Below are 14,946 nucleotides of genomic sequence, written 5' to 3'. Positions count from 1 at the left end.
TCCCTATTCCAGAGTCCAGATTCGCGGTTCCCGCCGGGCGTCCAGGGTAAACATCAGATCCCCGTCGGCGGAGAAATGGATCGGCCCGGCAAAATCGGGGAATACGGCGTGACAACGCCCCGACACCACGTTCCAAACGCGAACTTCCATCCGGCCCGAAGGATCCGGCGGGGTACCGGAGATCAACGCTTCGCCGTCCGGGGTGAACGCCAGGGACGTAATGAAACCGGGAACCTCGGCCCATCGCTCGAGCAAGGCCAAATCGCCGGCCCGGAACAAGGAAATGGCCGAACCTTCGGCGGCCGCGGCGGCAAGGGTCTCGCCGTTCGGGCTGAAGGCCAAGGCCCCCACCGGACCCGGGCCGAGGAGAGTGGAGACCGGTTTCCGAGTTTCCAAGTCCCAGAGAAGGATGCGGCCGTCCGCCGTTCCGACCGCCAAATGCCGACCACCGGGGGCGAACTGCATGGTCGTGACCTCGACCGAGGGCGAAGCCGGCCGTTGGAACTCCTCCACCGGGGTCTCTTCCGTCCCGGCGATCCGACAGCGATAAAGGCGGCCGCGGCGATCGGCGATCCACAATTCACTGGAAGTCGGGTGGGCAACTACCAGCGCCACCGGGCCGGCATCGGGCAGCATTACGGTGCGGCGCAGATTGAGGGTCTCCGCATCGCGGATTTCGATCTGACGGTCGCGGGCGAGGACCGCCAGCCAATCGCCGTCCGCAGCAAGTGCCATGGCGGGCGGCCCCAACCCCGATTGTTTGACGGTGGCCAGCCGCGTCCCGCCGGCAAGGTCCCAAAGCGTGATGGCCGCGTCGCGTGGAACCAACCCCTCCAACAGCAGCAGCCGTTTGCCCTGGCGATCGGGAAGATAGTTACGCACGCCGCCGCTGCCTCCGCCCAAGCCGGCGGGTATTTCGCCGCGGGTGAGATCCCATTGGGTCAGGACGGTGCGACAGGCCGTCCAAAGGCTGCTCATGTCCGGCGCGAACAGCCCTTGCACGGGATGGCCCGACTGACCCGCAAACCGCCTCAACGGGGCAAGCGTTCGCACATCCCAGAGCCGGGCCGTCGAGTCCTGACCGCAGGTCAGCAATTGCTTCCCGTCGGAAGAAAAGGCCATCGCCACGATGGGGCGGAAATGGGCTTCCCGCAAATAGCGCGACACTCCGGTGCGGCGTTGATAGAGCCAAACGCTGGACCCCGAAGCCGCCGCCAGCAACGTGCCGTCGGGGGAAAACGCGGCGGCCGACACCGGCTCATTGAATTCTCGGAACACCGCGGTCAACGTCAATTTGGGCCACGAAAGCAGGAAGGAACGCCCTCCCGCCGTGCCGCAAAAGATGGCCGTCTCTTCCGCGTCGACGGCCAAACACGTCAGGTCCGGCTGAAAGTTCCGCGGAGGGCGAAGGGGCGGCCTGGCTCCCCACAAGCGGCGATCGTTGACGAACGTCCCCAGGTCCACCCTCAGCGTTCGCATGGTGCCGTCCCCCGCATCGCCGGTTTCCCCGCCGAGGGAGGCGGCTCGCAAGCCGGCATCCGTGGCCGCCAAGAGGCCCTCGCCTCGGCTTGTGAAGACCAAACCATGAACGGCTTGGGCGGCCGCGTTCCATCGGCGGATCAGCTTCAGTTCCGGCACGGACCACAGCGTCACCTCGTCGCCGTCGCCCGCCGCCAAGGCGGAGCCGTCGGGCGAAAACGTCAGAACCGCCGCCCCCTTTCCGATCCGCGTCTCGGCCGCGACGAGCCGCCGCTCCGCGTCCCAAAGGAGAACGGTGCCGTCCGCGCATCCGAGGGCCAGCCGCCGGCCGTCGGGGGAGGCGACCAACCGAAGAATCGTGCGATCGGGTCCTCCCGCCGATTGGGATACCGGCTGAGAATCATCCGCCGGGGGAGCGGTTGCCGCCTCGCCTTCCGCGGCATCCTCCGACCGCACCGGGAAGAGGTCCCAACTCTTTCGGCCCGCCGAAGCCAGACGGTCGAGCAATCGCCAGGCGAAATCGCGGAGGTCCTCGGGACACTGCTCGGCATCGTGCAAGACGGCCTCCGCCGCGCCCGGGTTATCGATCAACAGTTGCCCGGCTTGAGCCAGGGCTTCGGCATAGCGCTGTTGCCGCGCAAAATCCTGCTGCGAGCGGAGGACCTGCTCCTGCCGGGCCGTCATCTCGGCCAGGACCGCCTTGCCGTGCATCTCCTGTTCCAGCCGCGCCTCGTACCATCGCCAGGTGAGGGCCAGTCCGCCCAACAACAAGGCCGCGATCGTTCCCGCCGAGGCCGCGGTGCGATTGCGATGAAACCACTTGGCGGCGCGTTCCAGGGGACCGGCGGGCCGGGCCGTGATCACGTGCCCCTCCAGGAATCGCCGCAAATCGTCGGCCAGGGCGGCGGCCGACGGATAACGCTTGCCGGGGTCCTTCTCCAGGCACTTCAGGCAGATGACCGACAGGTCGCGATGCAGATGCGGTTGCAGCCTTTGCGGCGAGACCGGTTCGGTCTTCTTGACCAGGAGCATGGTCTCCATGGCATTCCGGCCGCGGAACGGCGGGCGCCCCGTCAGCAGCTCGTAAAGAATCGCCCCCAAGCCGTAAACGTCCGCCGCGCGACCGTCCGCCTGCGACGGGCCCCAAATCTGTTCCGGGGCGGCATACGCCGGCGTGCCCACCAGCCATTCGCCGGCAGCGGAACGCCCATGCTCCATGCGAACCGCCAACCCGAAGTCGCTGATCTTCGGCGTGCCGTCGTGATCGAGCAGGACGTTGCCGGGCTTGAGGTCGCGATGGACGATTCCGTGATCGTGGGCGAATTGGACGGCCCGGGCCAGACTTTCCACCAGCCGCGCGGCCTGGCGGGGTTTCCAGGGCTGTCCGCGCCGATCGGCCGGCGTGCCCCCCTCCAACAGCTCCATCACGACATAGCGGCACTCGTCGGTCTCGCCCACCTCGTACACTTGGACGATGTTGGGATGCCGTAGGGCGGCGGCCGCCTCCGCCTCTTGCGGGGCCGATCCCTTCCGCGTCGCGTCGCTCCGCGGCAACACCTTGACGGCCACCAAACGCTTGAGCTGCGTGTCCCGCGCCTTATAGACCTTGGCCGTCGCCCCTTCGCCGATGACCTCCAGCAGGGCGTATCGGCCGAGCATGGCTAGAACCGGGGCGTCCTCCGCGATCGGCTCGCGCCGGTCGCTCGCCGCCGCTTCGTCCAAGGGCGCGGTCTCGCTCTCCGAAATTCCTTCCGAAATGCCGTCCTCGGCATGCACGATCCGGTGCACGAAGAACAGCTCGCGGAGGTCTTCGACCAGCTCCGGAAACCGCGTGTAATACTCCTCGGGATCGGGGTTGAGGCCGACCTCATGCCGGGCGACGAATTCGGTATAGATCAGCTCCAGCAAGAGCTCCGGAGCCGGACGCTCCTCGGGATGGGAAGCCAGCAGATCCTCCACGCGACTGGATTCGCCGCGACGAATGCAGCGGTCCAAGGTGTCGCAGGCTTCGCGAATCCAATCTTCCAAACGGGCCATGCTCGCAGCGCCGGCGCGATCGGGACGCGGAAAAATAGAACGGGAGACGGAGCACGGCACCCACGCCGTGCTCCATCTCCATTATGGCTCGTTCGGCTGAAGACTTCTCCACCCTACGGTGGCAGGGGCCGAGTCAGACCGTTTCCGGCACCACGAAGGGGGCGCGATAGTCGCGCGTCAAAAGCCGGTCGGCCGCCGCGTTGTCGCGGAAGCGTTCCCGGCCGGGATCGAAGGCCAACTTCGGCCCCACGGTGCACTTCATGGAGGCCAAGTCCACCCCGAGGGCGCCCGCCAGGTGCTCCTCCAACGCCTTCCACGAGGCGGCTACCGTCTCGTTGTCGGGGAGGGCCTTGGCGGCGTCGGCGAAGGAGGTCTCCGAGCCTAGTCGATACGAGATGTTCCCCAGGTGACACAGGGCCGCCGAATAGTGGGCCACTTCGATGTCGGCATGGAGCTCCTCGACCTTGCGGCTGCGCATGCAGGCGATGAAATTCTCGAACTGATCGCCCGGCCCCATGGCCACGTCGATCTTTTCCAGATCCTCCCCCTGCTCCTTGCCGTTGGGATAGAACTTGCCGCCGCGGATCACGCCTTCCGTGAGGTAGAATTCGTTGTCCACCTTGGGATCGAACTTCTTGCCGCCGGGACCTTCCTTGCCGACCAGGCCCAACACTTCGAACAGCAAGAGGACGTCGCCGAAACCCATCACGGTGACTTGCATGTTGGGGGTTTGGCCTTGATCCTTCCAACCGCGGTCGGGTTCATCGACGTAGCGCCCGCCCGCGCTGATGACCCAATCGGGCAGCGTGGCACCCGGGATCGCCCAGCGAGCGATATCCATTTGGTGAACGCCCTGGTTGCCGATTTCACCGTTCCCGGTCTCCCAGAACCAGTGCCAATTGTAGTGCACCAGGTTGCCGTTGAAGGGCATTTCGGGGGCGGGGCCGAGCCAGAGGTTGTAATCCAACTCCGGCGGCGGGTCGGTGTCGGGCTTGAAACCGATGGTCCACCGCGGCTTGCTGGCGTAGCCCTTGGAGATCAGCAGCTTGCCGTATTTCCCCGAGGCGACCGCCGCGACTTGCCTGGCCCAGCCCGCGCTGGAGCGGCTTTGCGTGCCGTGCTGGACGATGCGGCCGTATTTGCGGGCGGCCTCCACGCACTTGCGGCCCTCGAAGACGTTGTGGCTGCACGGCTTTTCCACATACACGTCCTTGCCCGCCTGGCACGCCCAAATCGTTATCAACGAATGCCAGTGGTTGCACGTGGCGATCGAGACCGCGTCCAGGTTCTTATCCTCCAACGCCGCGCGGATATCCTGCACGCACTTGGGCGTGTTGCCCGCGCGCTTTTGAACCTGCTCGCTCCGCCTGCCGAAGAGCCGGCTGTCGGGGTCGATGAGGTACGTCACCTGCACATTGGGCATGGCGGCGAAGGCGTCGATATGGGCGCTGCCTCGTCCGTTGATCCCGGCCACACCGACGCGGATCGTCTCGTTGGCGCCCAGCACGCGGCGGCGGGAATCGGAGATCACGAAGGTGAACGCGGCGCCGGCGGCCGCCGTCTTTAGGAAGGTTCGGCGATTGGGGCGGGTCATGGCTTTTCCTCGCAATGAATTGGAGAGTACGCTGATCCGATATTCCGGGCGGGCGAGGACCGAACTGCCGAGCGGGAAGGATTCGGCTCGCCCCATGTCGGCTTCATTAAACTACACTGCACCGCGGAATGCAACGCGCAGAGCCGAGATTACGACGCGACGAGATTGCGACGCGATGCGGATGCAAGGACCTTGCACCGTCGCGGCCGTCATCCACGTCGACGGATCCCCCGACCGTCGCTTCCGTTGACCCGGTGGGACGCACTCCTATAATCAAAAGACCGGTGAGTGTCCGGGCCGGGTGGGACTAACTGCGGACAATTACGAAGCCAAGGAATGAGGACGGTCTGATCATGGGTTTGGCAAGAGAGCTTTCGTCGTCCGATTTTGATTCGGTCGTGCTGCAATCCACCGTTCCGGTGTTGGTCGACTTCTGGGCGCCCTGGTGCGGTCCGTGCCGGATGGTCGCCCCCGCCGTCGAGCAACTGGCAGGCGAGTTCCAAGGGAAAGCCCTGGTCTGCAAGGTCAACGTCGACGATTGCCAAGACATCGCCATGCGGTATCGCATCACCAGCATCCCCACGCTCATGGTCTTCAAGGGCGGGCAAGTCGTCGATCAGTTCATCGGTGCCCGTTCCAAGGAGGACCTAAAACGCGCCCTTGAGAGCGCCATCGCCGCTTGAACGCGGTCACGGCGCCGGCGAGACGTCTGCGGAAAAGGTGTCCTTCGAGCAGCCGATTCGTACCCCACGCCCCTTCTTTTCGGTGAAGGTCTGCTTTGAGTAAGCGCGTACTTTCAGTCGGCAATTGCGGCCCGGACAATGCCCGCATCTCGCAGCGATTGTCCGCGTGGTTCAACGTGGAGATCAGCACGGCGGCGGATCATCGCACCGCGCTGGCGATGCTCTCCGAGCGGCCGTTCGATCTCGTCCTGGTCAATCGTGTGTTCGATGCAACCGGCGAGTCGGGGTTGGACTTGATCGCGGAGATGAAGCAATCGGCGGAGCTTGCCGCGATTCCGGTGATGTTGATCTCCAATTATCCCGAATATCAACGGCAGGCCGTCGCATTGGGCGCCGCGACCGGCTTCGGAAAGAACGACCTCGCCGGGGACGCACTCAAGAGCGTGCTATCGCCGTACTTGACGGAATCCAGTCCCTAACGCGGCGATCGCCCGGCGTGGAAACCGACGGGGTTGCCGGCCCTTCGGCCTCTCGGGTCACAGCCCGGCACAATAAGAACGCCGCGAGCACCTTTTCGGGTCTCTCGCGGCGTTTTTCGTCGGGTCGAGTCGATGCGACTCGGGGGCGGGCGTCAGGAATCGCTCTGTAGCGGATGCTTGGCCGACTCCGGCGTGGCCTGCGTCAAGGCCGCCTCATAGCGGCGGAGCACCTCACCCCAATTGATGACGCTGTAGAACGCCTCGACGTACTCGTTCCGGCGATTCTGGTACTTGAGGTAATAGGCGTGCTCCCACACGTCCACGCCCAGGATGGGGATGTTGCCGTGCATCAAGGGGCTGTTCTGGTTCGGGGTGTCCTCAACCACGAGTTTCTTGTTGGGATCCACGGAAAGCCAAGCCCAACCGCTTCCGAACCGGCCCATGGCCGCCTTGGTGAAGGCTTCGCGGAACTTGTCGAAGCCGCCCAATTCGCGATCGATCGCCGCGGCCAAACGGCCCTGGGGGGCGCCGCCGTTCGGGCCGAGAATCGTCCAGAACAACGCATGATTGGCGTGACCGCCGCCGTGGTTGCGGACGGCGGTGCGGATCGATTCCGGAACGCGATGAATCGCCGCGACCAAATCCTCGACCGTCAGCTTTTCCCACTCCGACCCCTCCACGGCCTTGTTCAAGTTCGTGATATAGGCCTGATGATGCTTGGTGTGGTGGATCTCCATGGTCCGAGCATCGATGTGCGGCTCCAAAGCGTCGTAGGCATAAGGTAGCTGGGGAAGTGTGTACGCCATTCAACATTCTCCTCTCTTAGTGTGGCCAACAAACAACACGCCTTGAGTGCGATGATCCACCCATTGGTTGGGTAGCGATGAGAGCGATCGAAAGTCGCCGCTCGCAATATGGCTAAATATACCTACCGTAATTGTGTTTAATGATACGCAGCCATCGGGCATAGGCAAGCGCGGCGACGGGAGGCCGTAGCCCTGCCCGACCCTGAATCGACGTGACGAGGCTTTCAACCGTGGGCGGCTCTGCGACGAAGAACGCCCTTCCTCGAACCAATGGCATCGAGGCACTAGCGTGTAATGGGGGTGGGGGGAGGTTGGCGACTCTCGCGCGGGCCGTGGGTGCGGGAAGGAACGGAATTAGAGAAGGAATTGGGCGGTACTCTCGCTCACGCGACCGACCTCAGCGGCACGAGAAATGCACACCACGAACCCAGGCGACTGCGTTCGCGTTTTCGCTGCGATTCCCATCCGCTGCGAAGAAGAATGACTGCGGACACTTTGGCCTGCCAGGGTGCCTTCCCACGGGAATGCCCTGAGACTGTGATGTAGAAATCGCGTTAAAGCCCCTATTTCCTGCATAGATCGGAACCTTCTCACTCTTCGCATATTCCAAAAGTGTAGGTAACGCGCCGCGTGGCGTACGCGTTCAACGGCTTCCGGCGGCGGAGTCCGTCGGGTCGCGTTGATTTCAGCGCACAGCACCGGCAGGAGTGGGGGTGGCTCACCGCCGGGTCAGCATCCGTGACGAAGCAACTACGAGTGTTCCATGAAACGATCTCCTCACTCCCCTTTTCGAAGGGGCAAGCCGATTCTTCGTGAATCGCGCAAGCTTCGACTCGAGGCCCTAGAGCCGAAGTTGATGCTTTCCGCGGCTCCCGTTGATCTCGGTACGCTGGAATTCGCCCGGATCGTGCTTCCCACCGGGTCCGGCGATGCGTGGTATCAGTTTACCGCCGCCCGCACGGGCATGCTTTCGGCTTTACGGACGACCGGCGATCCGGCCGCGTGGAGTCCCGGGACGGTTCGTTTATATCGGGCCTCGGGAGGCTCCGCGGTTCCAGTCGCCGAGGCTTCCGGAAGAATCGACGCCGCCGTCACGGCGGGACAGGCCTACTATCTCCAGATCGTAGCCTCCGCGCCTGGCGAGGTGCTGTACGCAGCCGATTTGCTCACGACGACGGCCGGCACTTGGTCTTTCTTCGGCACTGCCGGCGACGATCTCTTCGAGTACCACGACGGCGCCGCCCGCGTGACGATCAACGGCATTCCGTACCAGGTGCCGACGGCGGTGACGGGCGTGTCGTTTTCGGGCGGAGCCGGCCGGGATCAGGCCGTGCTCCAGTCTTCACGAGGTAATGAATCCGTCTCTATTTCCCCGGGCACCGCCACGCTCTCCCTGGGGACGCGAACCGTCACGGTCAACCAGACCGAGGCCGTGTCGGCTCAGGTATCCCGTTCCGCGGTGGGCGAACTGATCGATTCGCCGGGGGATGACCGCGTGGAATTGCGACCCAACGAAGGCCGCATCCAAGGGGACGGTTTCGACCATCGCTTGATCGGGCCCGGCATTATTCACGCCTACTCGCGGAATGGCGGGCGAGACTCGGCCACGCTGTACGATTCCCCGGGCGACGATCAAGCTACCCTTCAGCCCGTCCAATCCGTCGTTCGCGGCAACGACTTTTACAATCGGGCGAAGTTCTTTTCCCAAGTTGCGGTCGTCAGTACGTCCGGCGGTTTCGATTCCGCCTTGGTGAGCGGATCCGCCAAAGACGATTATCTTCGCGGCGATCTTTTCGGAATCCGCATGACGACGCCGGGGGCCGAGTTATCGGTGTCGGGCTACCGTATGACGATGGTCAAATCGGGCGGCGGGGCCGACGTGGCGGAAATCGAGGATTCGCCCGGCGACGACTTTTTCGTGGCATTCCCGGGTGACGCCGCTCTCTTCAACGACGTCGCAACGGTTCGGGTGCAACAGTTTCGTTACGTCCACGCCTATGCCCGCAACGGCGGCCGCGACCTCGCCCATTTCTACGACTCGCCCGGCAATGATACGTTCACCGCTCGTCCTGATTGGGCGGCGATGACCACGCCGACGGACTACACGCGGGTCAAGTTTTTCGAAACCGTGCACGCCTATTCCCGATCAGGAGGAACGGATACGGCTTGGTTGTACGACTCCGCGGGGAACGACGTCCTCACCGCGCGGCCGTACTATACTCGACTTGCCGGGTTGAATTTCGAATACCGCGTCGAGACCTTCGACCGCGTGTATGCCGTGGCGGGAAGCGGCGGAAGCGATCGCGCCGAGTTCTATTCCTCGCGGGGTGCGGATACGCTTTCGGCCGACGGGGCCTTGACCGATTTCGTCTTCGCCGAGACCGGTACGGCCGTGCAAACGCGGCGATTCGCCGCGGAGGAGGCTTGGCTCGACGCCGACGACGTCGTGTCGCACTCCGTCGCCCGCTGGACGATTCATCAAAACGAGATCCGAAGCGTCGTCCATGCCGCCGATTATTACAATGCCGCCGATGCCACGCTCGGCTTCCAGGCGGCGATCGACGCCTTGCCCGACGAGGGCGGCGTGGTCATCCTGCCGGCGGGAACGTATGCCCTCCGCGCGGGTCTGGTCCTTCGTTCCAATGTTACGTTGCAGGGGCATCCGGCCGGAACGACGCTGGTTCGAGCGACGCATGTCAGTGCTCGGCTGGCGGCCGAAGCGCGGCCCGGCGATCTCCTCATCCAACTGCAATCCACCGCCGGGTTCCGCATCGGCGACGAGATCGGGCTTTTCATGAGCGGAGCCGAGTCGCCGGTTTATCGCCGCGTGGCGGCCATCCTCGGCGATCGGTTGATCCTGGATCGTCCCTTGGACGGCGACGCCGTGTTCTCGCCCGCCCGAGCCGCCGAAGCCGCGAATCTCTTCGCGCTCGTTCGCACCGCGCGGACGAACGACGGTACGCCGATCCGAAATGTGGTCGTGGAAAGCTTGGCTCTCGACGGCAACACAGCCGCCGGCTACACCCTCTGGCGGGCGTTGGCGGACGCGGTCATCCATCTGCGTTTCACTGAAAACTCCGTCGTGCGCGACGTTCGAGTGCGGCGCTCCTTCTCCACCGGCATCGTTCTCGAAAACGGACGCGATAACCTCGTGGAGCGCGCCGTGGTGGAAGATTCCCGCCGCGATGGTATCGCCTTGGGCTGGGAACGCGACACCATCATCCGCGATTCCATTGTTCGCGGAGCCGGTTTCGGCCTCGCCGGCACCGGTTGGGGCGAGGGAATCTTGGTCAACGGCGGCTGGGATATCCGCGTCGAGGGCAATCTGACCGAAAATAACGTGGGAAAGGGGTTGCACCCGGCCGGCGATCTCACCATCGGCGGCATCTGGCTCAACAACGTGAGCCGCTACAACGGCATCAACGGCTTCCACTACTGTAACAACAACTTCGCCGTGTGGGCGGTCGGCAACGACCTGTACGCCAACGGCGACAGCGGCATCGGCGGCTTGGGATTGGGGGGCGAATTCGGCGACCGTTTCAACGTCATCCGCGACAACCGCATCCATCACAATCAACGGTACGGCATCTGGATCAACGGCGGGATGGATAATTTCATCCAAAACAACACGATTTACGCGAATTCGCAGCGTCAACCCGGCCGATTCTCCGAGGTCTTGGTGGGAGCGGCTTACACCACCGTGATTTCCGGGAACACCATCCAACCGTCGGTGAGTTCGGGGATCGCCCCGCCGATCGAAACCAAGTACCTTGTGGCGATGAACTCGGTCCAATAGCCGCTGAGCCTCGGCGTGCAGGCAAGCATGGCGCCGCTGCGTGGTCTCGGTCGCCGTCAGGCAGCATCGTCAGGGATCGTCGGCCGGCGCGTCCGCCTCCTCCTGTTCGCGAGGGACCTTCGCGAGAATCTCTCCCAGCCGCCGTTCGATGCTCTCTTGCCCGGCCGTGAATTGCAATTCGATCCGCAGGGCCGCCAGCGGCAGACCGCCTAAGCTCGGCACTTGGATTTTCACCCAGTCCTTTTCCGTACAAAGCACGAAGTCGGCCCCGTGAGCGGCCGCCCAGTGCGACAGGTCCGCGACGTCTTCCCGCCGATAACGGTGATGGTCGGGATACTCGCGAAAGGCGACGACATCCAAACTCAGGTCGCCGAGGGTCTTGCGGAAGGCGGCAGGGTTGCCGATGCCGCAAAACGCGGCCAAGCGTTTGCCCCGGAGGGTTTCCGCGGGAAACGGCTCCGATCCGGTCCGAAGCACCAGCGTGGGCACATGCCGAGACTCGCCCCACAGGGAATGGGGCGCGTATCGCAGCACCCGGCGGCGAATCCGCTCAATCTGTTCGGCGGAGACCTGATCCGCACGCGAGAGCACGATGACGTCGGCCCGGGCCAAGTTCTTCAGCGGCTCGCGCAACATGCCGCGGGGAAAGACGTGCTCCGAACCGAACGGGTCCAAGGCGTCCAGCATCACGAGGTCCAGCGAGCGTGCCAAGCGGCGATGTTGAAAGCCGTCGTCCAACACGATCAGTTGCGATGCCAATTCCTCCACGGCCGTAAGGGCCGCCGCCACGCGATCCGGGTTTTGCAGATGCGGCACGTCGGGGAGCTGCGATTCGAGCACGGCGGCTTCGTCGTTTACTGCACCGGCCTCGGCGCCGTACCCGCGACTAATCACCGCGACGCGGACGAGGTGCCGTCGAAACCAGCGGCAGAGCCAGGCGGTCATGGGTGTCTTGCCCGTCCCGCCCAGCGTGATGTTTCCCACGGAAACGACCGGCACGCCGACGTCATGGATTGCCGACCGGCCGCGGTCGTAGCGGCGATTCCGCCACAAGACCCCCGCGATTACCAGCGGCTCCGCCGCGGCGAGAATGGCACGGAGACCGGCGGCCCTCCAGGAGCGGTCCTTGCCGGAGACCACGTCTCGCCATCCGCGCGCGTCCCACATGCGTGCCGTCCTTCCGTAGATTCTCACCGCCCGCCTCGCAAGGACCTTGCCGAGCGAAACGCGCCCGACTCGTGCCTTGCGCCTTCGTCCGACCGCCCCGAAAACTGGGATTATACGATCCGTCACGATGACGTTCCTATTCCCGGCCTTGCGCCGCGAAGAAACCGCGGGCCGCTCTTGCCCGTATAATTACCATCATCCGCCTGTCGCATGGGATCGCCCCATGCATTGCAGGGGACGCAGCGACGCCCGAGTCGGGGCGAGACGTCGGCACGCTGCTCGAGTCCGTCGGCCGCGGTCGGCGCGGAGAACGCGGTCGCTGCGTTCGAGCGAGCGGAGCGTTGCGTTCGACGCCCTTCCCTTAACCCGCTTCCAAACGAAACAGCGAACCCTCGGCGTGACCAAACCGATTCGGCCCATGCACGATCATCCCCCTTCCGCCCAAGAGCGCTTGCGTCTGCGGATCACGGTCACGGGCACCGTCCAAGGGATCGGTTTTCGGCCGTTCGTTTATCGGTTGGCGCGCGAGCTGGGGCTTGCGGGCTGGGTCCGGAACGAGTCGGATCGGGTGGTGATGGAAGTGGAAGGCGGCGGAGCCGCCGTTCGTGCGTTCGAACATCGGCTGCGGCATGAATTCCCGGCCTGGACCTGTTATGAGAGCGTTCACGCGGAACCGGTCCCCACCGAGGATTCGGCGCCCCGCCCGGCCGAGAGGGAATTCGAGGTCCGCGAGAGCCTCGCCGCGGGCGATCCGGCGCCGACCATTCCTCCCGACTTGGCAGTGTGCTCCGCATGCCTGCGAGAAATCCGCGATTCCCGCGACCGTCGCTACCGCTATCCGTTCACGAATTGCACGCAGTGCGGCCCGCGTTGGTCGATCGTGGAAGGCGTCCCCTACGATCGTCCGTTGACGGCGATGAAGCACTTTGCGATGTGCCGGGAATGCCGGCAGGAATATGAGGACCCGGGCGACCGCCGTTTCCACGCGCAACCCATCGCCTGCCCGCGGTGCGGGCCGCGGCTGTCGCTCTGCGATGCGGCGGGCAGCGTGTCGGCAAGGGACGACGCGGCCTTGCGGGAGGCGGCGGGTCGCGTTCTGGAGGGACGCATCCTGGCCATGAAGGGGCTGGGCGGCTTTCAATTGATTTGCGACGCCGCGAACGAAACGGCCGTTCGCGAGCTCCGCCGGCGGAAACGTCGTCCCGAAAAACCGTTCGCCCTGCTCATGGACGCGGCCATGGCCGAACGCTACTGCCGGATTCCCGACGAGCAGGTCCGCCGCTTGCTGCATTCGGCGGCGGCGCCGATCGTGCTCTTGCGAAAACGCGAGGGCGAATCCGCGCGGCCGCCGATCGCCGAGTCCGTCGCGTCCGGCAATCCCTACCTGGGCGTCATGTTGCCGGCCACGCCGCTGCATCACTTGCTGCTGCAAGCGGTCGACCGTCCCCTGGTGTGCACGAGCGGCAACCTCTCGGAAGAGCCGATGGCCGTCGACAACGGGGAGGCCCTGGAGCGACTGGGCGGTATCGCGGACGATTTCCTCGTCCATGATCGCCCGATCGTTCGCCCGGTGGACGATTCGGTGGTCTTGGCCGACGCCTTGGGGACCTGTACGATCCGTCGCGCGCGGGGATTCGCCCCGCGTCCGATCCGGCTTCGCAACCCGCTGCCGACGATCCTGGGATTGGGCGGGCACCTGAAGAATGCCCCGGCTCTGGCGATGGGCCGTCGCGTCGTGCTCGCTTCGCATGTGGGAGACTTGGATACGCCGGCCGCCCTCCGCGCGTTCCGCCGGTCCGTGGAGGATTTGCTGCGATTCTTTCAAGCCGCGCCCGACCAGCTCGTTTGCGACCTGCACCCCGACTATGCGTCCACGCGCTTCGCCGAGGAGCTGAGCGACCGGCTTCGGGTGCCGCTGCTCCGCGTCCAGCACCACGAGGCCCATTTTGCCGCTTGCCTGGCGGAAAACGAAAGCCTGCGGCACGGCGAGACGGGGCTGGACCTGCCCGTTCTAGGCGTGGTTTGGGACGGGGCGGGCTACGGCACGGATGGGACCTCCTGGGGCGGGGAGTTTTTTCGATTCGACGGGCGCCGCATCCAACGCGTCGCCCATTTCGCCACGTTCCCTTTGCCCGGCGGCGACGCCGCGGCACGGCAGCCCCGCCGGTCGGCCCTCGGATGCCTCTACGAATTCTTGGGTCCGGAGGCCGTGCAACCCCTGGAGTCGTGGTTTCAACCGGAGGAACAACGCGTGCTGCTACGGCTCTTGGCTTCCGGTAAGCTTTGCCCGCGGACCTCCAGCGTCGGCCGCTTGTTCGATGCCGCGGCCGCGCTGCTCGGCATTGGGGAAACGGCCTCATTCGAGGGGCAACCGGCCATGAAGCTGCAATTTGCGGCGGAGGAGTTCCGGCAAGCGTATTCCAAGGAACGGGGGCAGGCAAACGCGTGGGAGGTTCCGCAACCCTTGGCTGCGTGTCGCATCGCGGCCCCCGGCGACGGTGCCCAAACGCAACCCTGGATCGTGGATTGGCGACCGCTATTCGCCTCCATCCTGCGAGCACGGGAAGACCGCTTGCCTGCCACGGCATTGGCGGCGGCCTTCCATGCCCGGCTGGCCGATACGGTAACCGAAATCGCGCGGAGATTCGGCTGCCGCACGATTGCCCTGTCGGGCGGGTGCTTCCAGAATACCCTGTTACGCGAATGGGTGGGACGCCTTGCCGAGCACGAAGGATTGAAACTGCTGACGCACCGCGAAATTCCCCCCGGCGACGGCGGGCTGGCGCTGGGCCAGATTTGGTTGGCGGGCATGCGGCAACGGGCTGCGGATCATTTCCCCATCGCCAATCCCTAACGGCGGTGACGGAGGCGAGATGAAACCAAGTCCGGCGACCATACACGCTTT

At 64.8% G+C, this 14,946-nt stretch carries 8 protein-coding genes; 4 read left to right on the top strand and 4 right to left on the bottom strand.

Annotated features, from left to right (window positions below):
• Positions 1 to 3 precede the first annotated feature (3 nt).
• Together ACZ5B4_RS12635 and ACZ5B4_RS12630 are read right to left on the bottom strand one after the other, a co-directional pair.
• On the bottom strand, positions 4 to 3,516 hold the full coding sequence (locus tag ACZ5B4_RS12635; protein ID WP_464911592.1) for a WD40 repeat domain-containing serine/threonine protein kinase: 3,513 nt from the start codon (positions 3,514 to 3,516) through the stop codon (positions 4 to 6).
• A gap of 133 nt (positions 3,517 to 3,649) precedes the next feature.
• On the bottom strand, positions 3,650 to 5,110 hold the full coding sequence (locus ACZ5B4_RS12630; protein WP_464911591.1) for a Gfo/Idh/MocA family protein: 1,461 nt from the start codon (positions 5,108 to 5,110) through the stop codon (positions 3,650 to 3,652).
• Between the two features lie 353 nt (positions 5,111 to 5,463).
• On the opposite strand from ACZ5B4_RS12630, the gene trxA reads away from it, so the two are divergent.
• Both trxA and ACZ5B4_RS12620 read left to right on the top strand, forming a co-directional pair.
• The gene (gene trxA, locus ACZ5B4_RS12625; protein ID WP_464911590.1) at positions 5,464 to 5,793 is read left to right on the top strand and encodes a thioredoxin; all 330 of its coding nucleotides are present in this window, start codon (positions 5,464 to 5,466) and stop codon (positions 5,791 to 5,793) included.
• Between the two features lie 95 nt (positions 5,794 to 5,888).
• Positions 5,889 to 6,272, top strand: coding sequence for a response regulator (locus ACZ5B4_RS12620; RefSeq protein WP_464911589.1), 384 nt, complete (start codon positions 5,889 to 5,891; stop codon positions 6,270 to 6,272).
• A gap of 152 nt (positions 6,273 to 6,424) precedes the next feature.
• Here the strand turns inward: ACZ5B4_RS12620 and ACZ5B4_RS12615 are convergent, their stop codons facing one another.
• Entirely contained in the window at positions 6,425 to 7,078 is a 654-nt protein-coding gene (locus ACZ5B4_RS12615; protein WP_464911588.1) for a superoxide dismutase, read from the bottom strand.
• Positions 7,079 to 7,841: 763 nt separating this feature from the next.
• Here ACZ5B4_RS12615 and ACZ5B4_RS12610 point away from each other — a divergent pair.
• Entirely contained in the window at positions 7,842 to 10,874 is a 3,033-nt protein-coding gene (locus ACZ5B4_RS12610) for a right-handed parallel beta-helix repeat-containing protein (protein WP_464911587.1), read from the top strand.
• Positions 10,875 to 10,943: 69 nt separating this feature from the next.
• On the opposite strand, the gene lpxK is transcribed toward ACZ5B4_RS12610, so the two are convergent.
• A complete protein-coding gene (gene lpxK, locus ACZ5B4_RS12605) occupies positions 10,944 to 12,041 on the bottom strand; it encodes a tetraacyldisaccharide 4'-kinase (RefSeq protein WP_464911586.1) in 1,098 nt (365 codons plus the stop codon).
• 397 nt (positions 12,042 to 12,438) lie between these two features.
• On the opposite strand from lpxK, the gene hypF reads away from it, so the two are divergent.
• Positions 12,439 to 14,895, top strand: a complete 2,457-nt coding sequence (gene hypF / locus ACZ5B4_RS12600) for a carbamoyltransferase HypF (RefSeq protein ID WP_464911585.1) — start codon at positions 12,439 to 12,441, stop codon at positions 14,893 to 14,895.
• Positions 14,896 to 14,946 lie beyond the last annotated feature (51 nt).

This window comes from Thermogutta hypogea (assembly GCF_055386265.1).
This window is presented reverse-complemented; position numbering and strand designations above follow the sequence as displayed.